Source organism: Citrobacter youngae, from assembly GCF_003818115.1.
In the GTDB taxonomy this organism is placed as follows: domain Bacteria; phylum Pseudomonadota; class Gammaproteobacteria; order Enterobacterales; family Enterobacteriaceae; genus Citrobacter; species Citrobacter youngae.
Genome location: NZ_RPOI01000003.1, coordinates 179,040 through 204,935, shown reverse-complemented (window position 1 = coordinate 204,935; position 25,896 = coordinate 179,040). Strand labels below are relative to the sequence as shown.

General features: G+C 53.3%; 21 protein-coding genes. 10 read left to right on the top strand and 11 right to left on the bottom strand.

Going from position 1 to position 25,896, the window contains the following annotated elements; all coding sequences use genetic code 11:
* The first annotated feature begins 131 nt into the window (after window positions 1-131).
* On the top strand, window positions 132-1,055 hold the full coding sequence (locus EHN13_RS01900; RefSeq protein ID WP_101742913.1) for a DMT family transporter: 924 nt from the start codon (window positions 132-134) through the stop codon (window positions 1,053-1,055).
* A 58-nt stretch (window positions 1,056-1,113) separates the two neighbouring features.
* On the opposite strand, the gene EHN13_RS01895 is transcribed toward EHN13_RS01900, so the two are convergent.
* Window positions 1,114-1,764, bottom strand: a complete 651-nt coding sequence (locus EHN13_RS01895) for a LysM-like peptidoglycan-binding domain-containing protein (RefSeq protein ID WP_116361050.1) — start codon at window positions 1,762-1,764, stop codon at window positions 1,114-1,116.
* A gap of 218 nt (window positions 1,765-1,982) precedes the next feature.
* Between EHN13_RS01895 and fklB the strand changes: the two genes are divergently transcribed.
* Window positions 1,983-2,603 carry a BamJ family beta-barrel-assembly machinery protein gene (gene fklB, locus EHN13_RS01890; protein ID WP_048213487.1) on the top strand — a complete coding sequence of 207 codons (621 nt, stop codon included), beginning with the start codon at window positions 1,983-1,985 and terminating at the stop codon, window positions 2,601-2,603.
* A 308-nt stretch (window positions 2,604-2,911) separates the two neighbouring features.
* Window positions 2,912-4,321 carry a D-serine/D-alanine/glycine transporter gene (gene cycA, locus EHN13_RS01885; RefSeq protein WP_048212871.1) on the top strand — a complete coding sequence of 470 codons (1,410 nt, stop codon included), beginning with the start codon at window positions 2,912-2,914 and terminating at the stop codon, window positions 4,319-4,321.
* Window positions 4,322-4,404: 83 nt separating this feature from the next.
* On the opposite strand, the gene ytfE is transcribed toward cycA, so the two are convergent.
* Complete coding sequence (gene ytfE / locus EHN13_RS01880; protein ID WP_048212870.1) at window positions 4,405-5,067, bottom strand: iron-sulfur cluster repair protein YtfE; 663 nt, start codon at window positions 5,065-5,067, stop codon at window positions 4,405-4,407.
* A 245-nt stretch (window positions 5,068-5,312) separates the two neighbouring features.
* Between ytfE and EHN13_RS01875 the strand changes: the two genes are divergently transcribed.
* Window positions 5,313-6,884: a methyl-accepting chemotaxis protein gene (locus EHN13_RS01875; protein WP_124020790.1), complete on the top strand. Its 1,572-nt coding sequence runs from the start codon at window positions 5,313-5,315 to the stop codon at window positions 6,882-6,884.
* Between the two features lie 61 nt (window positions 6,885-6,945).
* Here EHN13_RS01875 and EHN13_RS01870 read toward each other — a convergent pair whose 3' ends face one another.
* The 3 genes from EHN13_RS01870 to EHN13_RS01860 form a co-directional block, all read right to left on the bottom strand.
* Entirely contained in the window at window positions 6,946-7,914 is a 969-nt protein-coding gene (locus tag EHN13_RS01870) for a DMT family transporter (protein ID WP_124020807.1), read from the bottom strand.
* Window positions 7,915-7,990: 76 nt separating this feature from the next.
* Complete coding sequence (locus EHN13_RS01865) at window positions 7,991-8,815, bottom strand: AraC family transcriptional regulator (RefSeq protein WP_048213486.1); 825 nt, start codon at window positions 8,813-8,815, stop codon at window positions 7,991-7,993.
* Window positions 8,816-8,896: 81 nt separating this feature from the next.
* A complete protein-coding gene (locus tag EHN13_RS01860; protein ID WP_124020789.1) occupies window positions 8,897-9,745 on the bottom strand; it encodes an SDR family oxidoreductase in 849 nt (282 codons plus the stop codon).
* A 90-nt stretch (window positions 9,746-9,835) separates the two neighbouring features.
* Between EHN13_RS01860 and EHN13_RS01855 the strand changes: the two genes are divergently transcribed.
* Window positions 9,836-10,216, top strand: coding sequence for a winged helix-turn-helix transcriptional regulator (locus EHN13_RS01855; protein ID WP_048213485.1), 381 nt, complete (start codon window positions 9,836-9,838; stop codon window positions 10,214-10,216).
* Between the two features lie 42 nt (window positions 10,217-10,258).
* Here EHN13_RS01855 and cpdB read toward each other — a convergent pair whose 3' ends face one another.
* Window positions 10,259-12,202 carry a 2',3'-cyclic-nucleotide 2'-phosphodiesterase gene (cpdB, locus tag EHN13_RS01850; protein WP_124020788.1) on the bottom strand — a complete coding sequence of 648 codons (1,944 nt, stop codon included), beginning with the start codon at window positions 12,200-12,202 and terminating at the stop codon, window positions 10,259-10,261.
* A 187-nt stretch (window positions 12,203-12,389) separates the two neighbouring features.
* On the opposite strand from cpdB, the gene cysQ reads away from it, so the two are divergent.
* Window positions 12,390-13,130, top strand: coding sequence for a 3'(2'),5'-bisphosphate nucleotidase CysQ (gene cysQ / locus EHN13_RS01845; RefSeq protein WP_124020787.1), 741 nt, complete (start codon window positions 12,390-12,392; stop codon window positions 13,128-13,130).
* Here the strand turns inward: cysQ and EHN13_RS01840 are convergent.
* Window positions 13,120-13,677, bottom strand: coding sequence for a YtfJ family protein (locus EHN13_RS01840; RefSeq protein ID WP_048212864.1), 558 nt, complete (start codon window positions 13,675-13,677; stop codon window positions 13,120-13,122). The genes cysQ and EHN13_RS01840 overlap by 11 nt on opposite strands.
* A gap of 326 nt (window positions 13,678-14,003) precedes the next feature.
* Between EHN13_RS01840 and EHN13_RS01830 the strand changes: the two genes are divergently transcribed.
* Window positions 14,004-14,210, top strand: a complete 207-nt coding sequence (locus EHN13_RS01830) for a DUF1107 domain-containing protein (RefSeq protein WP_003025710.1) — start codon at window positions 14,004-14,006, stop codon at window positions 14,208-14,210.
* 65 nt (window positions 14,211-14,275) lie between these two features.
* Here EHN13_RS01830 and paeA read toward each other — a convergent pair whose 3' ends face one another.
* Together paeA and msrA are read right to left on the bottom strand one after the other, a co-directional pair.
* On the bottom strand, window positions 14,276-15,613 hold the full coding sequence (gene paeA, locus EHN13_RS01825; RefSeq protein ID WP_061067115.1) for a polyamine export protein PaeA: 1,338 nt from the start codon (window positions 15,611-15,613) through the stop codon (window positions 14,276-14,278).
* A gap of 152 nt (window positions 15,614-15,765) precedes the next feature.
* Window positions 15,766-16,404, bottom strand: a complete 639-nt coding sequence (msrA, locus tag EHN13_RS01820; RefSeq protein ID WP_124020786.1) for a peptide-methionine (S)-S-oxide reductase MsrA — start codon at window positions 16,402-16,404, stop codon at window positions 15,766-15,768.
* Between the two features lie 212 nt (window positions 16,405-16,616).
* Here msrA and tamA point away from each other — a divergent pair, with 212 nt between their 5' ends.
* From tamA to EHN13_RS01805, 3 genes are read left to right on the top strand one after another with little or no spacing between them, the layout of a single operon-like run.
* The gene (tamA, locus tag EHN13_RS01815) at window positions 16,617-18,350 is read left to right on the top strand and encodes an autotransporter assembly complex protein TamA (RefSeq protein ID WP_124020785.1); all 1,734 of its coding nucleotides are present in this window, start codon (window positions 16,617-16,619) and stop codon (window positions 18,348-18,350) included.
* On the top strand, window positions 18,347-22,123 hold the full coding sequence (gene tamB, locus EHN13_RS01810; protein WP_124020784.1) for an autotransporter assembly complex protein TamB: 3,777 nt from the start codon (window positions 18,347-18,349) through the stop codon (window positions 22,121-22,123). The genes tamA and tamB overlap by 4 nt, the downstream gene beginning before the upstream one ends.
* 2 nt (window positions 22,124-22,125) lie before the next feature.
* Window positions 22,126-22,470, top strand: a complete 345-nt coding sequence (locus EHN13_RS01805) for a gamma-glutamylcyclotransferase family protein (RefSeq protein ID WP_048212859.1) — start codon at window positions 22,126-22,128, stop codon at window positions 22,468-22,470.
* A 56-nt stretch (window positions 22,471-22,526) separates the two neighbouring features.
* Here the strand turns inward: EHN13_RS01805 and EHN13_RS01800 are convergent, their stop codons facing one another.
* Window positions 22,527-24,536: a TonB-dependent receptor domain-containing protein gene (locus EHN13_RS01800; RefSeq protein WP_101742927.1), complete on the bottom strand. Its 2,010-nt coding sequence runs from the start codon at window positions 24,534-24,536 to the stop codon at window positions 22,527-22,529.
* Window positions 24,537-24,622: 86 nt separating this feature from the next.
* The gene (yncE, locus tag EHN13_RS01795; protein ID WP_101742928.1) at window positions 24,623-25,693 is read right to left on the bottom strand and encodes a 7-bladed beta-propeller protein YncE; all 1,071 of its coding nucleotides are present in this window, start codon (window positions 25,691-25,693) and stop codon (window positions 24,623-24,625) included.
* Window positions 25,694-25,896: the final 203 nt, after the last annotated feature.

Below are 25,896 nucleotides of genomic sequence, written 5' to 3'. Positions count from 1 at the left end.
GATGACCGCGTAAAAGCGCCGGCCCTGTGCCGGCGTTTTGCTTTTCTACCCTCCTGTTTTTCGCTCTGGCTATTCTTTGTCCTTTTCGGGATAATCATAAAAATAAAACATTATTTCAAAGTGGTGATGGAATGGAACCAACGCACCAACCTCTGTTCGCGCGTAAAAATGTTGTCTACCTGGGCGCAGCCTTCTGTTGTCTGTTGTGGGGGAGCGCTTATCCAGCGATAAAAAGCGGATACGAGATCTTCCAGATTGCCACGGATGACATTCCGTCAAAAATTGTCTTTGCCGGCTATCGCTTCCTGTTTGCGGGATTATTGCTGCTACTGTTGGCGATGGCGCAGCGTAAACCGATTGGCCGGTTAAGCCTGCGTCAGTACGGCCAACTCACGCTGTTGGGGCTGACGCAAACCTCGCTGCAATACATCTTCTTCTATATTGGCCTGGCGTTCACGACGGGGGTGAAAGGGTCCATCATGAATGCGACCGGGACATTCTTTAGCGTGCTGTTGGCCCATTTTATCTATCAAAACGACAAACTAAGCTACAACAAAGCACTAGGTTGTATTCTGGGTTTTACCGGCGTGATGGTGGTGAACTTTAACAGCGGAATGGATTTTAGCTTCAGCCTGTTAGGTGATGGTTCAGTGGTGATGGCGGCCTTTATCCTTTCTGCCGCCACGCTATACGGTAAACGCATTTCTCAGACGGTAGACCCGACGGTCATGACAGGCTACCAACTGGGGATGGGCGGTCTGGCGTTAGTTATCGGCGGTTATGCTTTTGGTGGCACGCTGACCGTACACGGCTTAGCTTCAGTGGCTATTCTGGGTTACCTGACGTTGCTTTCATCGGTGGCCTTCGCTTTGTGGAGCATTTTGCTCAAGTACAACCGCGTGGGGATGATTGCGCCGTTTAACTTCCTGATCCCGGTTTCGGGGGCGGTGCTGTCGGCGATATTCCTCGGCGAAAACATTCTCGAATGGAAATATGCGCTGGCGCTGGTGCTGGTCTGTTCGGGGATCTGGTGGGTGAATAAGGTGAAGCGTTAGTGCTTCACCTTGAGGCCTGATGGCGCTACGCGCATCAGGCCTACTGACTGAGACAGTCTTAGCGTGCGCGAATAAAGCTGCCGTTGGGCTGGCGGGTAAACAATACCTGCTGACCATTTCCGCTATCAATGGTTAACCCGGTCACCACCCCGTTAGCATTCTGCCTGATTTGGATCATCTGGCCGTCTTTCAAATTGCTCAGCGGCTTCCCGGCACCTTCCACTTGCGCCATGGCGTACACATCAGTTGGCGGAAGGTTATGGTCCCGGAAGACCTGCGCCAGCGTTTTCCCTGAGTCTACGCGGTAGGTACGCCACTGCTGCTCAATACCACTATTCTGCTGAAAGGGCTGCGTCTGAGGCTGTGATTGCTGAGCCTGCGGCTGCGCGTCTGGTTCTCCTTCCTGGATGGGTTCCGGCGCAACGGGAGCCACCTGGCCGGGATCGTTTTGCGGGGCCACTAACTGTGCCTGAAGCTGAGCCTCGGTTGGCGGCTGCGACTGTGACTGTAAATCCAGCTGGGCAGTACGCGTAACCACAGGGGTATCAGTAGTGTCACTGGAAGGAAGCAGGAAACCTATCACCAGCACGATAGCAGCAATAATAATGCCGCGTCGGTGCATAGGCGGTAGCGGGTCCATAATGCGAAAATTGTCCGGTGCATGCCAGATTTTCGCCAGGGTTGGTTTTAATTCAAAGCGCCCGGGCATGGCTTTCCTCCTGCTCAGCGTCTCGTTCCTCTGTCATAGAGTATAGATCGCTAACTCTATGATACTTGTTCAGGTACCCGCTTTCGTGACATTGATGCGGGCAATAGCATTGTTTCTTTTTCCTCGCGATTTGTCATCTGTTCCCGAGACAAAGTTTTACCGGATGCGGCATGGCTGATATGCTGCCCGCTACTTTACATCCGATGAAAGGAAATATGATGGCTAACCCGACTTTTGACACTATCGAAGCGCAAGCAAGCTACGGCATTGGTTTGCAGGTAGGACAGCAGCTGAGCGAATCCGGTCTGGAAGGGCTGTTGCCTGAAGCGCTGGTAGCGGGTATCGCTGATGCGCTGGAAGGTAAACACCCGGCAGTGCCTGTTGATGTTGTGCACCGTGCGCTGCGTGAAATTCACGAACGTGCTGATGCAGTACGTCGCGAGCGTTTCCAGGCTATGGCGGCTGATGGCGTCAAATATCTGGAAGAAAACCGTGAGAAAGAGGGTGTGAACAGCACTGAATCCGGTCTGCAGTTCCGTGTTCTGACTCAGGGCGAAGGTTCTATCCCGGCACGTACCGACCACGTACGCGTGCATTATACCGGTAAACTGATCGACGGTACCGTGTTTGACAGCTCTGTTGCGCGTGGCGAACCGGCTGAATTCCCGGTTAACGGCGTGATCCCTGGCTGGATTGAAGCACTGACCCTGATGCCGGTAGGTTCCAAATGGGAACTGACTATTCCTCAGGAACTGGCTTACGGTGAGCGTGGCGCTGGCGCGTCCATTCCTCCGTTCAGCACGCTGGTATTTGAAGTTGAGCTGCTTGAAATCCTGTAAGCAGTAACTTCTGTTCCCCCCGACGCTGGGGGGAGCAACAAAATAGCGTGAAAAGCTATAGTTACGTCGATGTCGATATTTTATCTTGCAAATGATGTTATTGCGTGTATTTTTGTGAACTGATTCTCGCTATCAGAGTGATATGACACTCACTTTAAACATAAAATTAACATTATATCTAAATCTTAGTATTCATCCCGCCGATTCTTACCTAATATCGATGAGTCCTGCCAACAGGATCGTCGTATCATAGACACACTAAAGGCCGTAGAGCCTGAACAACACAGACAGGTACAGGAAGAAAAAACATGGTAGATCAGGTAAAAGTCGACGCCGTTGAAGAGGCTTCGTCTGAACAGTCGCTACGGCGCAATCTCACAAACCGTCATATTCAACTTATTGCCATTGGTGGCGCTATTGGTACCGGCCTGTTTATGGGCTCAGGGAAAACCATCAGCCTCGCCGGGCCGTCGATCATTTTTGTCTATATGATCATCGGTTTTATGCTGTTTTTCGTGATGCGGGCAATGGGAGAATTACTGCTCTCGAATCTCGAATACAAATCCTTTAGTGATTTCGCCTCCGACCTGCTCGGGCCATGGGCCGGGTATTTTACCGGCTGGACCTATTGGTTCTGCTGGGTGGTTACCGGGATGGCAGACGTCGTTGCGATTACGGCGTATGCGCAATTCTGGTTCCCCGGACTGTCAGACTGGGTGGCATCACTGGCGGTGATCATTCTGTTGCTGGCTCTTAACCTCGCCACGGTGAAAATGTTTGGTGAGATGGAGTTCTGGTTTGCGATGATCAAAATCGTCGCCATTGTCGGCCTGATTGTCGTCGGTCTGGTGATGGTACTGACGCACTTCCAGTCGCCAACCGGCGTTCAGGCTTCGTTCACGCATCTGTGGAATGACGGTGGCTGGTTCCCGAAAGGTCTGAGCGGCTTCTTTGCTGGCTTCCAGATAGCAGTCTTCGCGTTTGTTGGTATTGAGCTGGTAGGTACGACGGCTGCAGAAACTAAAGATCCGGAAAAGTCTCTGCCGCGCGCTATTAACTCGATTCCAATCCGTATCATCATGTTCTACGTTTTCGCGCTGATCGTGATTATGTCCGTGACGCCGTGGAGCTCGGTAGTACCAACCAAGAGCCCATTCGTTGAGCTGTTTGTGCTGGTCGGTCTGCCTGCGGCGGCGAGCCTGATTAACTTTGTGGTGCTGACTTCAGCGGCCTCTTCCGCAAACAGCGGTGTGTTCTCTACCAGCCGTATGCTGTTCGGCCTGGCACAGGAAGGCGTTGCGCCTAAAGCGTTTGCCAAGCTGTCTAAACGCGCGGTTCCGGCGAAAGGTTTAACCTTCTCCTGTATCTGTCTGCTGGGCGGCGTGGTGATGCTCTATGTGAACCCGAGCGTGATTGGCGCGTTCACCATGATCACCACCGTGTCGGCAATCCTGTTTATGTTTGTCTGGACCATCATTCTTTGCTCATACCTGGTGTACCGCAAACAGCGTCCACACCTGCATGAGAAATCGATCTACAAGATGCCGTTAGGCAAGCTAATGTGCTGGGTATGTATGGCGTTCTTTGTCTTCGTACTGGTGCTGCTGACTCTGGAAGAAGATACCCGTCAGGCGTTGATGGTGACGCCGCTGTGGTTCATCGCGCTGGGTCTGGGCTGGTTGTTTATCGGTAAGAAACGTATGGCGGGTATGCGTTAAGCGTTGTCATATCGGACACAAAAAAGGCCACATAAGCAGTGGCCGAATTCGGACTTCAGGAAGGCGCTCTCGGGCGCCTTTTTTTATTCACCTGCGAGGGCACGCGGGAACAACACATTGTTTTCCAGACTGATGTGTTCCATCAGATCGTCGATCATCTCGTTAATGCCGTTATACATGGCTTTCCAGGTGGTGCAGGCTTCTGGCGGCGGCGTCACGTTGTGGGTGATGTGCTTGATCACTTCCACCAGTTCGCCGGCCTCGTCGTGTTCGCTTTCCATCACGCTGATTGGCCCCATCGCCTGGCTACCCATGCCCTGTTTGATCATTGGGAACAGGATCTGCTCTTCTTTCATCATGTGGCTGGACAGCTCTTCATGCAGCATCGTCAGGTTCTTCGCCAGACCACGCGGTACGCTCGGCTTGTCGGCATGAACACGTTCAACTTTAGTGGCCTGCAGGATCAGCTCCGGCAGCTGTTCGCGGTGGCGATCATGATATCGAATGACGATATGGTCGATGATTTCTGCCAGTGCCACGGTACGCCAGTCTTTTTCCAGCGGCTGTTCAGCCAACTGGGCGAGCTGCGCCTCGATAGCTTCCACATCCAGCTCTTTACGTGCGGCAGCGCGTGCCAGCGTTTGCTTACCGCCGCAGCAGTAATCCATATCGTATTTACGAAACAGGGCCGAAGCGCGAGGAATAGAGAGCGCCAGTTCACCTAAAGGTTGATCGCGATAAGACATAGCCGTTACCTCATTCTCAATAATATAAGATGTATTTTAAATGCAACTTATGGGGAAGGATATAACCCTTTCGGGTCAGAGGATTTTGTGATGATTGTCACGAAAATTTCTTATCTCGTTAACATGCTGAATCTTATTGAAAAGGGACAAAGCGGCGAAAAAAGCTACGCCACAAGATTAAATAAGCCGACGCAGCTGCCGATAGTTAGACCTCAGACAATACCTGCATAATTAAAAGGCAACAGATGTTCAAACGAATCAAAGTGATAACCTTACTTATCACCGTGTTACTCGCCCTGGGCGCGATGCAGCTCATTTCCGCAGGCGTATTTATTGGCGCGCTCAATAACGATAAGCAGAACTTTAACGTGTCTCAACTTTCCAGCCAGAACGTGGCGGAGTTTACCGATGCATGGATTAGCCTGAACCAGGCTCGCGTCACGCTCAACCGGGGCATGCTACGTTTACAGGGCACGATGGCCAGCGATATTAACGGCGGTCAGTTGAAGGAACTGGTGAACACGGCAAATCGCCTGTTGGCCGAATCGAAAGAGCATTACGATACCTACTACGCCTTGCCGGAAACGCCGGGACTGGATGAGCATCTGGCCGATCGACTGGAAGAACAGTACGGTATCTATTCTACTGCGCTGGCAAAAATGAACGCGCTGCTGGCTGAAGGCAAGCTGGAAGAGATGTTCAAACAGAATGCCGAGCAAAAGCAGACGGCCATGCAGGAAGTTTATCGGGAATGGCGTAGCGCGCAAACCGCGCTGGCAAATGAGGGCGTTCGGGATAACGAAAATGACTACCAGAAAATTATCTGGTTGTTATCCGCCATACTGTTGATTGTGTTGGCCGTCATTATCGTCAGTTGGATTGCCATGCAGCGTGTCCTGCTGAAACCACTCCACGAGGTGATGGGGCATATTCGGCATATCGCTTCAGGTGATCTGACCCATACTATTACTGCTGATGGCCGTAACGAAATGGCGCTATTGGCCCAGAACGTCCGCGAGATGCAGCAGGCGCTGGCGAACACTGTCAGCGTGGTGCGTGACGGGGCTGACACCATCTATACCGGGGCGGGTGAAATTGCCGCTGGCAGTAACGATCTCTCTTCACGTACCGAGCAGCAGGCTGCTTCTCTGGAAGAAACTGCTGCCAGCATGGAACAACTCACCGCGACCGTGAAACAGAATGCGGATAACGCGCGTCAGGCGACCAGTCTGGCAAAAAATGCCTCGCAGACGGCGCAGAAAGGTGGAGCCGTGGTCGACGGTGTGGTGCGTACGATGGATGAAATCGCCACCAGTTCCAGCAAAATTGCGCAAATTACCACTGTTATCGACGGCATAGCTTTCCAGACCAATATTCTGGCTCTGAACGCGGCGGTAGAAGCGGCGCGCGCGGGCGAACAGGGGCGCGGCTTTGCTGTCGTTGCCGGTGAGGTCCGCACGCTGGCGCAGCGTAGCGCTCAGGCGGCAAAAGAAATTAAGGCGCTGATTGATGACTCAGGGAATCGGGTTAATGCCGGTACAGCGCTGGTGCATGAAGCGGGTGAAACGATGGCGGAAATCGTCAGCGCCGTGACCCGCGTGACCGATATTATGGGCGAGATCGCCTCGGCCTCCGATGAGCAGAGTCGGGGTATCGATCAGGTCGGCCAGGCGGTGGCTGAGATGGATCGCGTCACGCAGCAAAACGCCTCGCTGGTGGAGGAGTCCGCTTCCGCCGCCGCCGCGCTCGAAGAGCAGGCCGCGCGGTTGAACCAGACGGTGGCGGTGTTTAAAGTGTCGCGCCGGATGGCGGCGTAAACGCCTTATCCGGCCTACATGAGATCGTACAGTCCTTGTAGGCCTGGTAAGCGCAGCGCCATCAGGCATCCCCCGAAACCGGCACTACCGCCGGTTTCTGCGGTTTTGACCGCACCGCAATCACCACGCCTATTATCAGCAGCGCAATACCGCTTACCGTCAGCAGCGGCGGAAATTCCTTGCGCAGAATAAAGGTGTACAGCAGGCCAGCCAGCGTTTCGAAGACAATCAACGGGCCGAGGATCACCGTCGGCAGTTTCTGGCTGGCGACGTTCCAGCACAGTGCGCCAACCCAAGAACACAATACCGCAATGGCTATCATCAGGCCGATAAACACGGCTGGACGCGGACCGAAGGGCAGAGCGAAGTCCGGCGTTTGCCCGTTCAGCCACAGGCAGGCGGCAATATAGCCGAGCAGAGAAACAGGCAGCGTCACCAGTGCCTGGGCCGTCGCCCACATCACCGGGTGCTTATCCGGATTCTCGCGCAGCCAGCGGGCATTACGCAGCGCATACCACGCCCAACACATCACTGAAATCAGCGCCAGTGCGATGCCAGAGCCATATCGCCAGCCGCTAAAGTCAGGGAGTCCCTGATTCAGCTCCGAGATATTCACGCACAGCAGGCCTATACCAATCAACACCAGCGCAGGCGACAAACGCCACCATGATAATTTGCCATCACGCTGGCTGTAGAGCAGGTTAGCGAAGACCGGGATCACCACCGGCAATGTCCCAATAATCATGGTGGAGACCGGTGCGCCGGTGCGCTGGATAGCGCTTGCCAGGCAAACGTAATAAATCAGATTCCCCATCATTGTTAGCGTCAGCGCAGTTACCCAGTCTTTCCGCCCGAGTTGACGCAGGCGCACACGTCCCAGCCAGGCAATCGGCAATGCGATCAGCCCCAGCGCCAGATAACGCCCCATCGACTGTAACACCGCCGGGTATTCCGGAACGATCAGCGGCCCAACAAAAATTAATCCCCACATCAGCCCGGCCAGCAGGGCATACAACACACCGCTAATCATTTTTGACATCCACATCGCTTAACATAAGGTCGAGTGTAGGCAGGAAAAATGCCGCCGTATTGTATGAGATTGCTGATCAACGCCGGACGACTTGTTTCTGATAACGTACCGGCGTAATGCCGTAGCGATGGGTAAAGGCGCGGGTGAGATGCGACTGGTCGGTGAGGCCGGTTGCGGCGGCGACCTCTGCGGCGGGCATACCGTAGGTAAGAAAACCTTTGGCTCGCCACAGACGGATCGCCATCAGCATCTGGTGCGGCGTGACGTGAAAATGCAATTTGAACTGGCGCTGAAAATGCCAGGGACTCAGCGATGCCACCCGCGCCAGTTCATCGAGCGTGACCGGGTGCATGTAATTATCGTGCAGATACTCGCGCACGCGTTCAAAGCGATGCGCCCCCTCCGGTAATACCGGCGCATGGCGGGCCAGCGGTTGGAACGTGTCGATCAGATCGAGTAATAATCCTTTTTGCGCCAGCGGATCTTCCGTGTTCCACAGGCCGTGGATCAGCGAGCAGATCTGGCGCGAGCGCAGCGGATCGTGACGGGTAACGTCATGGAACCACCAGTGGCGGATCCCGGTGACCTCTTCCAGAAGATCGGGCTCAAGATAAATCATCCGATAGCGCCAGCCGTCGGCGGTTTCGGCTTCGCCGGTATGCAGCTCATCGGGATTCATGGTTACGACGGAATGGGCGGGGGCCACGTACTGCGTGCCGCGATAGCGAAAACGCTCGGCTCCGGCTTCTATCGCGCCAATGCCGAACGCTTCATGAGTGTGCGGCTCAAAGGCGTAACGTGAGATGTGCGCATGATACAGCTCTACGCCCGGCACCTGCGCCAGATGGCGAAAGCGGGCGCTGTCTTTCTCATCAATAAACTGCTCAGGTACACCTTGCACGTTTTCTCTCCCCACGCATCATCCTGTCATTATCAGAGAGGATGCGCGGGGATGCCACCACAATTAACTAATTTTTAACACTTACACGATGCCTTTGACGCTGTCAGCCAGCGAGGTGGTCGGGCGACCAATCAGTTTGCTTAGCGTATGGCTGTCGTCGAACAGACCGCCTTTGGAGGCGCCAGTGTCTGAGTCAGCCAGCATGTCCGCCAGCCCGGCTGGTAGACCAAAGCCCTTCAGTGCGGCGGCAAAGTCAGTTTCGCTCAGGTTCTGATACACCACTTTTTTACCGCTCTGTTTTGCCAGTTCGGCAGCCAACTGGCTCAGGGTCCAGCCTGCGTCGCCCGCCAGCTCATAGGTTTTACCGGCGTGACCGTCTTCACTGATGACGCGCGCGGCGGCAGCGGCATAGTCGGCGCGGGTCGCCGAGGCGATTTTACCTTCACCTGCCGCGCCAATAAAGACGCCGTGTTCCAGCGCGGCCGGGGCGCTGGCGAGATAGTTTTCGGTGTACCAGCCGTTACGCAGCAGCGCGTAGGCGATACCGGATTCAGCCAGCATCTTCTCGGTTGCGATATGCTCATCAGCCAATCCCAGTGGGGAAGAGTCGGCATGTAGCAGGCTGGTGTAGGCGATAAATTTCACGTGGGCAGCTTTCGCCGCGTTAATTACGTTGCGATGCTGCGGGGCGCGTTGACCCACTTCGCTCGACGAGATCAGCAGTAGCTTGTCGATACCCTGCAAGGCAGTTGTAAAGGCGGCTTCATCGCTGTAATCCGCCTGACGAACGGTAATGCCCTGCTGACTAAGCGCCGTCGCTTTAGCGGGATTACGCACGATTGCCACAATCTGGCTGGCAGGAACGGTTTTCAGCAGAGATTCAATAACGTGTTGGCCCAGTTGGCCGGTGGCGCCGGTAATCGCGATCATGGGGTGACTCCCTGGTATTGGTCTTGTGTTTAATCACGCTAACACCTAAACTTACTTTTAGTAAGTACGTACAAAAAGGTTAGTATGAAAATGACAGCTTCGACGCTCTCCCAGCAGTTACGCGATGGCAACTTGTTTGCCGAACAGTGTCCCTCCCGCGAGGTGTTAAAACACGTCACCAGCCGCTGGGGCGTATTGATTCTGGTGGCGCTGCGCGACGGTACGCACCGGTTCAGCGATTTGCGCCGTAAGATGGGCGGCGTCAGTGAAAAGATGCTGGCGCAATCTCTGCAAGCGCTGGAGCAGGACGGGTTTATCAACCGGGTATCGTATCCGGTCGTACCGCCGCATGTGGAGTATAGCCTGACGTCGTTGGGTGAGCAGGTGAGCGATAAAGTCGCCGCACTGGCGGACTGGATAGAACTGAATTTGCCGCAGGTGTTGGCGCAGCGGGAAGAGCGGGCGGCGTAAAGTATTGCCGGATGGCGGCTAACGCCTTATCCGGCACTAAAGTTACTTACTCAAATCCAGCTGGTAAATGGCAAAACCGATGTCATCGGTCGCGACTTTCTTCAGCGGATATTGCCCTTTCTCTTTGATAAACGCCGCGGCTTTATCAGACGGTGATGTTTCAAAGCGAATATCCAGTGGCGTATCGCTGTGAATTGGCGCCAGACGCCAGTTGTTATCTGCCGCTGGATGAATTTCACCGGCACGCTTCGTCTCGGCACCTATCCATGCCGCCAGCACCGAGCGGTTTTCATCCGGTGATGCAAACGCGATGTGGCTGTCGCCGGTTCCGGCAAACTTACCGCCGTAGGCGCGGTAGTTGTTGGTCGCGACGAGGAAGGTGGCATTCGGATCGATTGGTTTGCCGTTAAAGGTCAGATTTTTAATACGTTCCGCTTTCGGATTAATGGTCTGACATTCCCCGTCGTAGCGGGCGGGTTGTGAAACATCAATCTGATAATTCACGCCATCAATCACGTCGAAATTATAGGTACGGAAGCCATCCCAGTTAATCAACGACTGTGGTTTGCTGCTGTGGATATCAATCTGATTAAACTGTCCGGCGGAACATTCCAGCCACTCTTTCACCTCTTTACCGCTGGCTTTTACCACCACCAGGGTATTGGGATAAAGGTACAGGTCGGCGGCGTTACGGAAGGTAAGCTGGCCTTTTTCCACCTCAACAAAGCTGGCCGGATCGTTCTTACGCCCGCCCACTTTAAACGGCGCGGCGGCGGAAAGCACCGGCAGCTTCGCCAGATCCGGATCGCCCTGAATAAAGTGCTCTACATAGGCTTTCTGCGCATTATTCACCACCTGCACAGTCGGATCGTCCTGCACCAGCGCCAGGTAGCTGTACATGTTGTCGGCGGATTTACCGATTGGCTTGCTGACGAACTCGCGCGTGGCATCGTGATCGGCTTTCAGGATCTCAACGATTTTCTTATCTTCAACGGCCAGTGATTTTTTCGCCGCCGCGTCATAAATCGGACGTGCTTCGGCTTTCGCCTGGGTGACCTGCCATTTCCCGCTGTCGTTATTCAGTACCAGATCGACCACGCCCAGATGATCGCCCCACATGCCAGGCATCACCGCCGGAACGCCGTTCAGGGTACCTTTAGAGATATCTGCGCCTTTGATATTGGCAAAGTCTTTACCCGGGAAGACGGCGTGAGCGTGACCAAACATAATGGCATCCACGCCCGGGACTTCACTGAGGTAGTAAACGGAGTTCTCCGCCATTGTCTGATACGGGTCGGCTGAAAGCCCGGAGTGAGCTACCACCACCACCACATCCGCGCCTTTGGCTCGCATCTCAGGCACGTATTTACGTGCGGTTTCGGTGATGTCGTTCACCGTCACTTTACCGCTGAGGTTGGCTTTATCCCAGGTCATGATCTGCGGCGGCACAAAACCGATATAGCCTATCTTCAGCGTCTGCTTGTTCCCTTGCTGGTCGACAACCTCAGTGTCTTTGATCAGATAAGGCGTAAACAGCGGCTTTTTGGTCTTAACGTCGATGATATTGGCATTAACGTAAGGGAACTTCGCCCCGGCTAGTGCGTTGTGCAGATACTCAAGACCGTAGTTGAACTCATGGTTGCCGAGGTTACCCACCGCGTAATCCAGCGTATTCAGCGCCTTATAGACCGGGTGAGTTTCGCCCGCTTTCAGCCCCTTGGCCGCCATGTAATCCCCGAGCGGACTGCCCTGAATCAAATCGCCGTTATCAACCAGCACGCTGTTTTTGACTTCACCACGCGCAGCGTTGATAAGACTCGCCGTACGCACCAGGCCAAATTTTTCAGTCGCCGTATCTTTGTAATAATCGAAATCCATCATATTGCTATGAAAATCAGTGGTTTCCATTATCCGTAGATCGACGGTCGCGGCATTCACACTGGCTGCAATCAGCGTAGCCAGAAGCGTTGCACTAAACTTAATCATCAGGGGCATCCTTTTAAGATCTAAGCCACAAAAGAAAATGTATATAAATCTTCTTGCTTACAGAACTGTGAATCATGACATGAATATAGCGTCTAAAACCGCAGACGCTATCACAGTTGGCGGATCCCCTGGCGATCGGGTATAAGTAAAACAACGAGTTAACACCACGAAAGAAACGAGGTGGAGAATGCTAGAACATGTATGCCAGCTTGCACGGAACGCGGGCGATGCCATTATGCAGGTCTACGATGGAATCAAACCGATGGAGATTACCAGCAAGCAGGACGATTCTCCGGTCACGGCGGCAGACATCGCAGCGCACACTGTGATCCTTGAGGGATTACTGGCGCTGACGCCGGATATTCCGGTTTTGTCTGAAGAGGCGCCTCCGGGCTGGGATGTTCGTCAACACTGGCAGCGCTACTGGTTGGTCGATCCGCTGGATGGGACCAAAGAGTTCATTAAGCGTAACGGTGAATTTACCGTTAACATTGCGCTTATCGAGAAGGGAAAGCCGGTTCTGGGCGTGGTTTACGCGCCGGTAATGAAAGTGATGTACAGCGCAGCAGAAGGTAAAGCGTGGAAAGAAGAGTGCGGCGTGCGCAAACAAATCCAGGTGCGTGATGCGCGTCCGCCGCTGGTGGTGATTAGCCGCTCCCATGCCGACAATGAGTTAAAAGAGTATCTGCAACAGTTGGGTGAGCACCAGACCACCTCGATTGGTTCCTCGCTGAAGTTCTGCCTGGTGGCGGAAGGGCAGGCGCAACTGTATCCGCGTTTTGGACCCACAAACGTGTGGGACACCGCTGCGGGCCACGCGGTTGCTGCCGCAGCCGGAGCGCACGTTCACGACTGGCAGGGGAAACCTCTGGATTACACCCCACGTGAATCGTTCCTCAACCCCGGCTTCCGCGTCTCTATTTACTGAGCAGTTTGTGCAGCAGGGCAATCACCTGCTGCACCTCATCCTGCGTTAGCGCCCCATCTTTTGCCCACTGTACGCGTCCGTCTTTGTCGAGAACGACGATAGCGGAGCTCTCTTCATCCAGTTGCCAGGCCTTACGCGCAATGCCATTGCTGTCGACAATGAATTGCGACCACGGGTAGAGCTTCTTATTGCTCTCCAGACTGCTGCGCACAAACATACCGGAGCCGGGAATGGCGTCATCGGTGTTGACGATAGTGGTGGTCTGGTATTTATCATGCGGCAGATTGGCCGCTTTGATGGCTTCAATCAGTGTCGCATTTTTCTCTTTGGCGGAGGTACGTCCAGCGATGTGTTGCACAATACGGACTTTCCCTGGCAGTTGCGCGCTATTCCAGCTTTTGTAGCTAAACTTATCGTTATCAAGAATCAGTTCGCCGCGATCGGCAATACCCACCGGCGGCACGCGCTGGTTAGTCTCAAACGAATGTGCGGAGGCAATCATCGGCAGCAGCAGGCACGATAGGGCCAGCAGTTTTTGTAAGGTCATGGGTTTTCCTTCTTTCTTTATTTTGCAGGTGATCCGACCACTTGGGCCTGGAATTTAATCATATGTGCGAATGATGCTTTTTCCCGCAAGCGCGATGCCAGTTTGCGGACGGGCGCACAAATCCTGCGAAAAATGAAGGCTTATACTGAAGACAGCGAAGCGTTGAAAAGATAATTCTGAATAATTGTAACCTGAAGGTAAATAAACTTATACACGCTGGAAACATCGTTCAGATAGTCTATAGTCATAAGGCATTAAAATTTGCGCCTGAGGATTGTCGGACCGATTGTGGTACCGCAAAGGCGTAACGCTCAGCAGGAGATACAATGAAAATTTTCCAACGATACAACCCGCTGCAGGTGGCGAAGTACGTGAAGATCCTGTTTCGTGGACGGTTATATATCAAGGACGTAGGCGCTTTTGAGTTTGATAAGGGTAAGATTCTTATCCCAAAAGTGAAGGACAAACTGCATTTTTCTGTTATGTCCGAAGTTAACCGTCAGGTCTTGCGTCTGCAAACTGAGATGGCTTGATCAAAGTGCTATGCAGTAGTTAAAAAAACGGCTCCTGATGGGAGCCGTTGATGTTTCTGGCGGGATTACGCTTTGGTCTCTTCTTTTGCATCCGGCAGCTTTGGTACCAGAACGGTAGGTTTGCTGTCCAGGCGCGTCACCAGCAGCTGATCGATCTTGTAGTTATCGATATCCACCACTTCAAATTTGTAGCCAGAATACTTCACCGAGTCGGTGCGTTTCGGGATTTTACGCAGCATGAACATCATGAAACCGCCGATGGTTTCATAGTTGCCGGACTGCGGAAACTCGTCGATATCCAGCACACGCATCACGTCATCAATCGGCGTACCACCATCAACTAACCATGAGTTCTCATCACGCGCCACAATCTGCTCTTCCAGACCCTGGCCGACTAAGTCACCCATCAGTGTCGTCATTACGTCATTAAGCGTAATAATCCCCACCACCAGTGCATACTCGTTCATGATGACGGCAAAGTCTTCACCTGCGGTTTTGAAGCTTTCCAGCGCTTCTGAGAGCGTCAGCGTATCCGGAACAATCAGCGTATTGCGGATCTGTACGCCGCTGTTCAGCGCCATGCTTTGATTTGCCAGTACGCGGTTGAGGAGATCCTTTGAATCAACATAGCCAATGATGTGGTCGATATCTTCGTTACAGACCAGAAACTTGGAATGCGGATGTTCCGCCACTTTGTTCTTCAGGCTCTGTTCATCTTCGTGCAGATCAAACCAGATAACGTTTTCGCGCGAGGTCATTGAAGACGGCACGGTACGGGATTCCAGTTCAAATACGTTTTCGATCAGCTCATGTTCCTGCTTGCGCAGAACCCCTGCCAATGCGCCGGCTTCTACTACGGCGTAAATATCGTCCGAGGTGATGTCGTCTTTGCGCACCATCGGGATCTTAAACAGACGGAAAATGTTATTTGCCAGACCATTAAAGAACCATACCAGCGGGCGGAACACGAGCAGACAGAAGCGCATCGGGTTGATGATACGCAAAGCTACAGCTTCTGGCGCAATCATACCGATGCGTTTCGGGGTTAAATCCGCGAACAGGATGAACAGGCCAGTCACCAGGGAGAACGACAGAATAAAGCTTAACTGTTCGGACAGCTCTGGGGCGAAGTATTTCGAGAACAGACCGTTAAATGCCGGTGAAAACGCCGCGTCACCGACGATACCGCCAAGAATAGCAACCGCATTAAGACCAATTTGCACAACGGTAAAGAACATGCCGGGGTTTTCCTGCATCTTCAAAACACGCTGTGCGTTTACGTTGCCTTCATCGGCAAGCAGTTTAAGTTTGATTTTGCGTGACGCAGCAAGCGAGATCTCGGATATCGAGAAAAACGCACTCACGGCGATCAGGCAGAGAATGACTAAAATACTGTTTAACATATCTTATCCGACCGTTAAGGCCAGATCCTCGGAAGGGATAAATTGATAAATCTGTGTGAAATACACATTGAAAACCGGTCCGAAGGGAGTGGATCGGCAATTTCAGGAGCTAGTATAGCGTAAGGTACTGTAAAGCCGCCAGAGGGCGGCGATTATCCTTGCGGCGGCAGGCAAACGCCTATGCCGCCAATGCCACAGTATCCATAAGGGTTTTTATGCAGATACTGCTGGTGATCGTCCTCGGCGTAGTAGAACGGAGTCGCCGTGCTGATTTCCGTCGTAATCTCGCGTTCATCGCCTGCGGCGGTCATTGCTGCCTGAAAACGCTCAAGGCTGGCCTGCGCGGCGGCGGTTTGTTCCGGCGTTAACGGGTAAATGGCGGAGCGATACTGCGTACCCTGGTCGTTCCCCTGACGCATGCCCTGCGCCGGATCGTGATTTTCCCAGAACACCTGCAGCAGTTGTTCGTAGCTGATAACATGCGGGTCATAGACGACGCGTACCGCTTCGGCGTGTCCGGTATCGCCGGAACAGACTTCCCGATAGGTTGGGTTAGGGGTATAGCCACCGGTGTAGCCGGCTGCGGTGCTATATACGCCGGGTAATGACCAGAATAAACGTTCAACGCCCCAGAAGCATCCCATGGCGAAAAGGGCTATCTCCATACCGTCAGGCACGTTGGTCATCGAATGTTGGTTAACCGCATGCAGCGTTGCCACTGGCATCGGGGTGTTGCGTCCAGGTAGCGCATCTGCTTGAGTAACAAGATGCTTTCTATCAAATAAACTCATGGCCGTTCTCCCGAAATCAGTCATTTGGGTTAAGGTTGTAACGAGACGCGTCTTTGCCCACAATAAACGGCGTGAATACGTCTAGAGTTAAACATAAGAAATATTTGGGTTGTCGTCTGTTTTTCAACTCTTATTGTTGATTTTTTGTTAAGCCGAGGAACGGCATAGTATTTTTTTCCAGGGGTGGGAAAAAAGGATATTCAGGAGAAAATGTGCCACATATCCGTCAGTTATGTTGGGTGGGATTACTGTGCTTAAGTGGCTCCGCCGCCGCCGCGAATGTTCGCTTACAGGTCGAAGGATTATCAGGACCGCTGGAGAAAAACGTCCGTGCGCAGCTGTCCACGATTCAAAGTGATGAAGTCACTCCAGACCGACGCTTTCGTGCGCGCGTTGATGATGCTATCCGCGAAGGGCTAAAAGCGCTGGGCTACTTTGAGCCGACCATTGATTTTGAACTGCGTCCGCCGCCGGCGAAAGGACGCCAGGTGCTGATTGCCAAAGTGACCCCCGGTGAGCCGGTGCTGATTGGCGGCACAGAAGTGATTCTGCGCGGTGGTGCACGTACGGATAAAGATTACCTGGATCTGCTGAAAACACGCCCGGCAATCGGCACCGTGCTGAATCAGGGCGATTATGACCGCTTCAAAAAGTCGCTCACCAGCGTGGCATTGCGTAAAGGCTATTTCGACAGCGAATTTAATAAAAGTCAGCTCGGAATTGCACTCGATCGCCGCCAGGCATTCTGGGATATTGATTACAACAGCGGAGAGCGCTACCGCTTTGGCCATGTCACTTTTGAAGGTTCGCAAATTCGCGATGAGTACCTGCAAAACCTGGTGCCGTTCAAAGAGGGCAAAGAGTACGAGTCGAAAGATCTGGGCGAACTGAACCGACGTTTGTCGGCGACCGGATGGTTTAACTCCGTGGTCGTCGCGCCGGAGTTTGATAAAGCCCGCAAAACCAAAGTGTTGCCGCTGAAAGGCGTGGTTTCGCCGCGCACCGAAAACACCATCGAAACCGGGGTCGGCTATTCAACTGACGTCGGGCCACGGGTGAAAACCTCGTGGAAAAAGCCGTGGATGAACTCCTACGGCCATAGCCTGACCACCAGTGCCAGTATTTCTGCGCCAGAGCAGGTTCTTGATTTCAGCTATAAAATGCCGCTGTTAAAGAACCCTCTGGAACAGTATTACCTGGTACAGGGCGGCTTTAAGCGAACCGATTTAAACGACACCGAGCAGGACTCCACAACGCTTGCGGTTTCCCGCTACTGGGACCTCTCCAGCGGCTGGCAGCGCGCGATTAACCTGCGCTGGAGCCTCGACCACTTTACCCAGGGTAACGTCACCAACACCACCATGCTGCTTTATCCGGGGGTGATGATTAGCCGGACGCGCTCGCGCGGCGGCCTGATGCCCGTCTGGGGCGACTCCCAACGTTATTCCATCGATTACTCCAACACCGCCTGGGGGTCAGATGTTGATTTCTCCGTCTTCCAGGCACAAAACGTCTGGATCCGCACGCTGTACGATCGCCATCGTTTTGTGATGCGCGGTAATCTCGGCTGGATTGAAACCGGCGACTTCGACAAAGTGCCACCGGACCTGCGTTTCTTCGCCGGGGGCGATCGCAGTATTCGCGGCTATAAATACAAATCTATTTCGCCGGAAGGTAGCGACGGCAAGCTGAAAGGGGCCTCCAAGCTGGCAACTGGCTCGCTGGAATACCAGTACAACGTGACCGGTAAATGGTGGGGCGCGATGTTTGTCGATAGCGGTGAAGCGGTCAGCGATATTCGCCGAAGCGATTTCAAAACCGGTGCCGGGGTCGGCGTACGCTGGCAATCACCAGTGGGGCCTATCAAGCTCGACTTTGCCGTCCCGGTCGGCGACAAAGATGAACATGGTTTACAGTTTTACATCGGTCTGGGGCCTGAATTATGAGTTTATGGAAGAAGATAAGCCTCGGCGTGCTGATTTTTATCCTGCTGTTATTAGGCACGGTGGCGTTCCTGGTGGGGACAACCTCGGGCCTGCATCTGATCTTCAAAGCCGCTAATCGTTGGGTTCCGGGGCTGGAGATTGGTCAGGTCACCGGCGGCTGGCGGGATTTATCACTGAAAAATATTCGTTATGACCAGCCTGGCGTGGCGGTGAATGCCGGCGAAGTGCATCTGGCTGTGGGGCTTAACTGCCTGTGGGACAGCAGTCTGTGCGTCAACGATCTGGCACTGAAAAACATCAATGTGGCGATCGACAGCAAAAAGATGCCGCCATCTGCGCCGGTTGAGGAAGAAGAGAGCGGTCCGCTTAACCTTTCCACGCCTTATCCGATCACGCTTTCACGCGTGGCGCTGAACAACATCAATATCAAAATCGATGACACCACGGTGTCGGTGCTGGATTTTACCTCCGGCCTGAACTGGCAGGAAAAAACGCTGACGTTGAAGCCAACGTCATTACAGGGGCTGCTGATTGCCCTGCCTAAAGTGGCGGAAGTGGCACAGGAAGAGGTCGTTGAACCAAAAATTCAAAACCCGCAGCCGGATGAAAAACCGCTCGGCGAAACGCTAAAAGATCTGTTCTCAAAGCCGGTACTGCCGGAAATGACCGATGTCCATCTGCCGCTCAATCTCAATATTGAAGAGTTTCGCGGCGAGCAACTGCGCGTGACCGGAGATACGGATTTAACGGTCCATAGCATGCTGCTGAAAGTGAGCAGCATTGACGGCAACATGAAGCTCGACGCGCTGGACATCGACTCGAATCAGGGAACGGTAAAAGCCAGCGGCACGGCGCAACTGACCGACACGTGGCCGGTTGATATTACGTTAAACAGCACGCTAAACATCGACCCGTTAAAAGGCGAAAAGGTGAAGCTGAAGGTCGGCGGCGCGCTGCGCGAGCAGCTGGAAGTCGGTGTCAATCTGTCTGGTCCGGTGGATATGGACCTGCGTGCACAGACGCGTCTGGCTGAAGCCGGATTACCGCTCAACATTGAGGTGGTGAGTAAGCAGGTTTACTGGCCGTTTACCGGTGAGAAACAGTTCCAGGCCGATGACATCAAACTCAAACTGACCGGTAAGATGACCGACTATACGCTGTCGATGCGTACCGCCGTGAAAGGTCAGGATATTCCACCGGCTACCATCACGCTGGACGCCAAAGGCAACGAGCAGCAGATCAATCTCGACAAACTCAGCGTTGCGGCGTTGGAAGGGAAAACCGAGCTGAAAGCGCTGGTGGACTGGCAGCAGGCGATCAGCTGGCGCGGGGAGCTAACGCTGGATGGTATCAACACCGCAAAAGCGATCCCGGACTGGCCGTCAAAACTGAATGGCCTGGTGAAAACGCGCGGCAGTCTGTACGGCGGAAGCTGGCAGATGGAGGTTCCCGAGCTGAAGCTGACCGGCAACGTGAAGCAGAACAAGGTCAATGTGAACGGTTCGCTGAAAGGGAATAGCTACCTGCAGTGGACGATCCCGGGCCTGCATCTGGAACTGGGACGCAACAGTGCGGACGTAAAAGGTGAACTGGGGGTTAAAGACCTCAACCTCGACGCGACGATTGATGCCCCAAGCCTGGATAACGCGCTGCCGGGGCTGGGCGGTACGGCGAAAGGGCTGGTAAAAGTTCGCGGTACGGTTGAAGCACCACAGCTGCTGGCGGATATTACCGCCCGTGGTCTGCGCTGGCAGGAACTTTCCGTTGCTCAGGTACGCGTTGAAGGGGACGTGAAATCGGCCGAGCAAATCGCCGGTAATCTTAATGTTCGCGTAGAGCGGATTGTACAACCTGACGTGAATATTGGCCTGGTGACGCTCAACGCCAAAGGCAGTGAAAAGCAGCACGAGCTGCAGTTGCGCATTCAGGGGGAACCGGTTTCCGGGCAACTGGATCTTGCCGGGAGCTTTGATCGCAAAGAACAGCGCTGGAAAGGAGAGTTAAGCAATACCCGCTTCCAGACGCCGGTCGGTCCGTGGTCGCTCAACCGGGCTATCGCGCTGGATTACCGTAATCAGGAACAAAAAATTAGTATCGGACCGCACTGCTGGAACAACCCGAATGCGGAGCTGTGCGTACCACAGACGATTGATGCGGGCGCGGAAGGGCGCGCGGTGGTGAATCTAAACCGCTTCGACCTGGCGATGTTAAAACCGTTTATGCCGGAGACAACCCAGGCCAGCGGCGTATTCACCGGTAAAGCCGATGTGAATTGGGACACCACCAAAGAGGGGCTGCCACAGGGGCAGGTCACCCTGAGCGGACGTAACGTGAAGGTCACGCAAAGCGTGAATGATGCACCGCTCCCCGTGGCGTTTGAAACGCTGAATCTGACCGCCGACCTGCACAATAACCGTGCCGAGCTGGGCTGGCTGATTCGCCTGACCAACAACGGACAGTTTGATGGACAGGTGCAGGTAACAGACCCGCAAGGACGCCGTAATCTGGGCGGTAACGTCAATATTCGAAACTTCAATCTGGCGATGGTAAACCCCATCTTCTCGCGTGGTGAAAAAGCGGCAGGGATGATCAACGCCAACCTGCGGCTGGGCGGCGATGTGCAAAGCCCGCAGTTGCTCGGACAGCTGCAACTGAGCGGTCTGGATATAGACGGTAACTTTATGCCGTTTGACATGCAGCCAAGCCAGTTAGCCGTTAACTTCACCGGAACACGCTCAACGCTGGCGGGCGTGGTGCGTACGCAGCAGGGAGAAATTAACCTGAGCGGCGATGCCGACTGGAGTCAGATAGACAACTGGCGGGCGCGCGTCGCGGCTAAAGGTAGCAGGGTACGTATTACCGTACCGCCGATGGTCCGCCTGGATGTCTCGCCGGACGTGGTCTTTGAAGCCACGCCAAGCCTGTTCACCCTTGATGGCAACGTGGATGTGCCGTGGGCGCGTATCGTGGTACATGATCTGCCGGAAAGCGCGGTTGGGGTTTCCAGCGACATGGTCATGCTTAACAACAATCTGCAGCCCGAGAAACCGCAGACTGCCGGCATTCCGATCAACAGCAACCTGAACATCCACGTCGGTAACAACGTGCGTCTTGACGCCTTTGGTCTGAAAGCGCGTCTGACGGGCGATCTGAAAGTGGTGCAGGATAAGCAGGGGCTGGGGCTGAACGGACAAATTAATATTCCGAGCGGTCGCTTCCATGCCTATGGTCAGGATCTGATTGTGCGTAAGGGCGAGCTGTTGTTCTCCGGTCCGCCGGATCAGCCGTTGCTCAACATCGAAGCGATTCGTAACCCTGATGCCACCGAAGACGACGTGATCGCTGGCGTTCGCGTCACCGGTACCGCCGATGAACCGAAGGCGGAGATCTTCTCTGACCCGGCAATGTCGCAGCAAATGGCGCTTTCCTACCTGCTACGTGGACAAGGGCTGGATAGCGAACAGAGCGATAGCGCAGCGATGACCTCAATGCTTATTGGTCTGGGGGTTGCACAAAGTGGTCAGGTTGTGGGTAAAATCGGGGAGACATTTGGCGTAAGCAATCTGGCACTGGACACGCAAGGGGTGGGCGACTCATCTCAGGTGGTTGTCAGCGGATACGTACTGCCAGGTCTGCAGGTGAAATATGGTGTGGGTATATTTGACTCCTTAGCGACACTCACGCTACGTTATCGTCTGATGCCTAAGCTATATCTGGAAGCAGTGTCTGGCGTAGATCAGGCACTTGATTTGCTCTATCAGTTCGAGTTTTAGCAATGCGAATATTTGTCTACGGCAGTTTACGAACCAAACAAGGCAACAGCCACTGGATGACCAATGCCCTGTTGCTGGGAAATTTCAGTATCGACAACTACCAGTTGTACAGCCTGGGCCACTATCCAGGCGCAGTTCCGGGGAACGGAACGGTACACGGGGAAGTTTATCGTATTGACAACGCCACGCTGGCAGAGCTTGACGCTCTGCGTACGCGAGGTGGCGAATATGCACGCCAGTTAATTCAGACGCCGTACGGAAGTGCATGGATGTACGTGTACCAACGTTCAGTCGAGGGATTAACGCTGATTGAAAGCGGTAACTGGTTAGACCGAGACCAGTACTGATATATCGCTACGAGAATAAACAACGCCGCCTTCGGGTGGCGTTGTTTATTTAAGGCTTAAAACTCTACGCGCGCGCCGAGATTATAGCGACGGCCTTCCACCTGCGCGGATTCATTCCACGCGGTAGTCAGCTTCGGATCCTCATCCAGCACGTTGTAGACCCCTGCCATCAACTGCGTGTGCTTATTGAGCTGATAACGTACGCCCACATCAACCATTGTGTAGTCATCGTATTTGTAGTTATTACCACTGTTGCGGTTACTGCTGCGATAGTTCACCGTACTCCACACGTCGAGACTCTGTGTCGCCGCCCAGGTCAGCGACAGATTCGCCATATGACGCGGGTAGTCGTTTAGCGCGTAGCCTTTATTGGCGCCGCTTTTCTGCTCGCTGTGGTTCCAGGTGTAGTTAGCGTTGGCTTTGAGGTCGGCGCTAATTTGCCAGTCGGCATTCAGCTCAATGCCGTATACGTCTGCCTCACTGACGTTAAAGTATTTACTGACGGAATCTGCTTTGTAGCCATTCACCGAGCACTGGTTTGTCGCCGTGGTTTCACAAATGGTTTGTTCAGCGATTTTGTCTTTGAACTGGGTATAGAAGACCGTGCTATCCAGCGCCAGCGCATCGCCTGTCCAGTAGAGGCCCAGTTCAGAGTTAACGCTTTTCTCTGGTTTCAGGTCGTCATTACCTACCGTCAGGAAGGGATAAGGCACGGTTGAGCCGTAAGGGGTGACGAAGTTGCTGGAGGTCGCGCGTAGCTCCGGTTTTTTATATCCTGCCGAAATACCGCCCTTTAGCGCCCAGGCATCGCTGAAGGCCCAGTTGCCGTACATTTTTGGCGTAATATGTGTACCAAAGTTATCGTCCTGATCCATACGCGCCGAAGTGGTCAGGATGAAATCGTCAATACTCCAGCCATCTTCAGCAAACAGCGCCCAGCCGTTGCGGCTGATTTTGGTTACCGGCTCTGAGCCGGGCAGCGTTTTGTTAGCCACATCAAAGCGGTCATTTAACTCTTCGCGGGTAAAATTCGCCCCGATGGTCAGTTTATGGTTGTCGAGTGTAAACGTGGTTTGCGAATTAGCGACATAGTTTTCCATCTGCACATACTGCGGGGACTGACCGTCATAAACGTATTTTGAGCGGCCCTTTTCGTAGTTGATGTAGTTGGTCGTCGCGATGGTGTCATCTGCATACCAGCCGGTATGTGTCAGGGTGGCGGCGTTACGATCGAACAGCCATGACCATGGCGCGCCGCGTTTCTGAGTGCGATTTTTCTCCTGCTCGCCGGTGACAACGTTGAGGTCGAACAGGTTGTTTTCGCTGGCGGCCAGGCCCAGCGTCATATCAACGGATTTACGGTTGTGTTTGCCGAAATAGTCATTGCGATCGTCATCGCGACGGTCGAGCCAGTCGGCCGCTACGCTAAGGCCGAGAACATCTGGCACAATCGGCCCCATGGTAAACAGATTCATCTGGCTGGTATTACCCAAATACTGGTGTTCCTGAAGCCAGGTATTCGCCGCAATCGCCGTCGTCCAGTCTTTCGCGCCGTACGGCTTTTTGGTAATCACGTTGACCACACCGCCGATGGCATCTGAGCCGTACAGCGAGGACATTGGCCCGCGGATAACTTCGATACGCTCAATGGCCTCCATTGGCGGTAAGAAGTTGGCTTCAGTACCGATATCATGGCCGTAGGGGCGCGACTCACCGGTATTTTGTTTGACGCTGTTGACCATAAAAGCGGTATAGGACGGGTCCATACCGCGGATCATAATGCTGCCCGCATTCATGCCGCTGCTGTTGGTAACCGAGACGCCAGGAAGGTTTTTAATCGCTTCACCAATGCTACGGTCCGGCTGAATATCCAGCGTTTTACGATCGATAACTGAAATGGTGGCCGGCGCTTCGCGCTTTTGCTGCGAGAACCCGGATGCGGTGATCACCATTTCATCTTCATTATTGCGTGAGGTTTCGGTGAGTTCTTCTGCCTGAGTGGGGAAAATAACCCCGCCAGAGAATGCAACGATCCCTGTCAGCGTAATAAGTTGACGCGTTTTCATAATATAAGACACCTGAAAAGTAAAAAAACAAAAGCATCACCTTGCAGCCCGGAAAAGCTGCAAGGTGTAAGAAGCGTTTTTAATTATTAATATTTAGAGAGATCGATTTTCAGCACGTAATCGGGCTTTACGCCAATCATTTCTTCCGGCTGTTTTACGCTGACATACAAGGTGTTAGCGTCCTGAGAAAGTGCAAGGCTGTTAGGTAACGCAGTGGTTTCAATACTTTGTTTTACCTGATAAGTCTTGCTGTCCACAATGCTGATGCGCTTTGCATTGCGGTGGGTGATATACACTTCCTGGCGTTTTTCGTTATATATAACTGCCAAAGAGTTAATGACCTTAATTGGCGCAATAACTTTGCCAGTATTAATATCGACAACCAAAACATCTGCTAAATCCGGATCGGTCAGGAACGCGCGGTTATTTTTTGCATCCAGCGCAATATTCAGGAAGAAATGTTTTTTAGTGGGTTCAATGGAAAAGCGGCTAATGATTTTGTGGCTGCTGGTGTCCAGCGTAATCAGCTCGTTTCTGCCATTCACCACATACAGGCGGTTCTTATTTGCATCCACCGCCATACCGGTCGGATACTGACCCATATTTTCAATGGTGGCGATTTTTTCGCGCTTTTGCGTATCCACTACCCAGACAATGCCTTTTTCAGCCACGCCGGAAACGTACAGACGGTGATGCTGCTTATCGAGCACCATTTCACGCGTATGGACGATTTCCTTTGGATTTTTGGTTTCGCTCAGTTGCAGTATCGCCAACTCTTTACCGCTGCGGGTATCAATTAGCGTTACCGAACCTTCCAGCGTGTTGCCCACATATAGCACCTGATTTTCTTCGTCCAGCGCGGTGGCAAAGGCACGACGGCTGGTGTCGATGACTTCGGTGGTTGTGAGTTTTTCCAGATCGAGTTTGTAGATAAGCCCGCGGGTTTTGTCTTTATCAAACGACGGAGACGAGGCGGCAAAGAGCGTGTTCTGCTGACTATCAACCGCTAGTTCATACACGCCGTTCCCGACGTCGTGGGTCAGAAAATCTTTCTCAGGTAGCATCTGCGCCACGCTGGGCAGGCTGGTAAATAACAGTGATGTGGCGAGCGCCACGCAGGAATAGCGTTTCAGGGACTTCACAGTGTGGAGGTTCATTGACTTTTATTCACATTTATTTACATGCTTCGAATGATAATGAGATCTAATCTCATTCGCAATTAAGATAAATGAAATGTGACTACCCAATCTGGTAGGTCAAAAAGAAACCAGCGGGATACCGGGAAAATAAAGGGAGGAAAAGCACAGGCATAAAAAAACCCTTACTAACCAGAGGCTGGTGTTCAGGGTTTTCAGAGCAG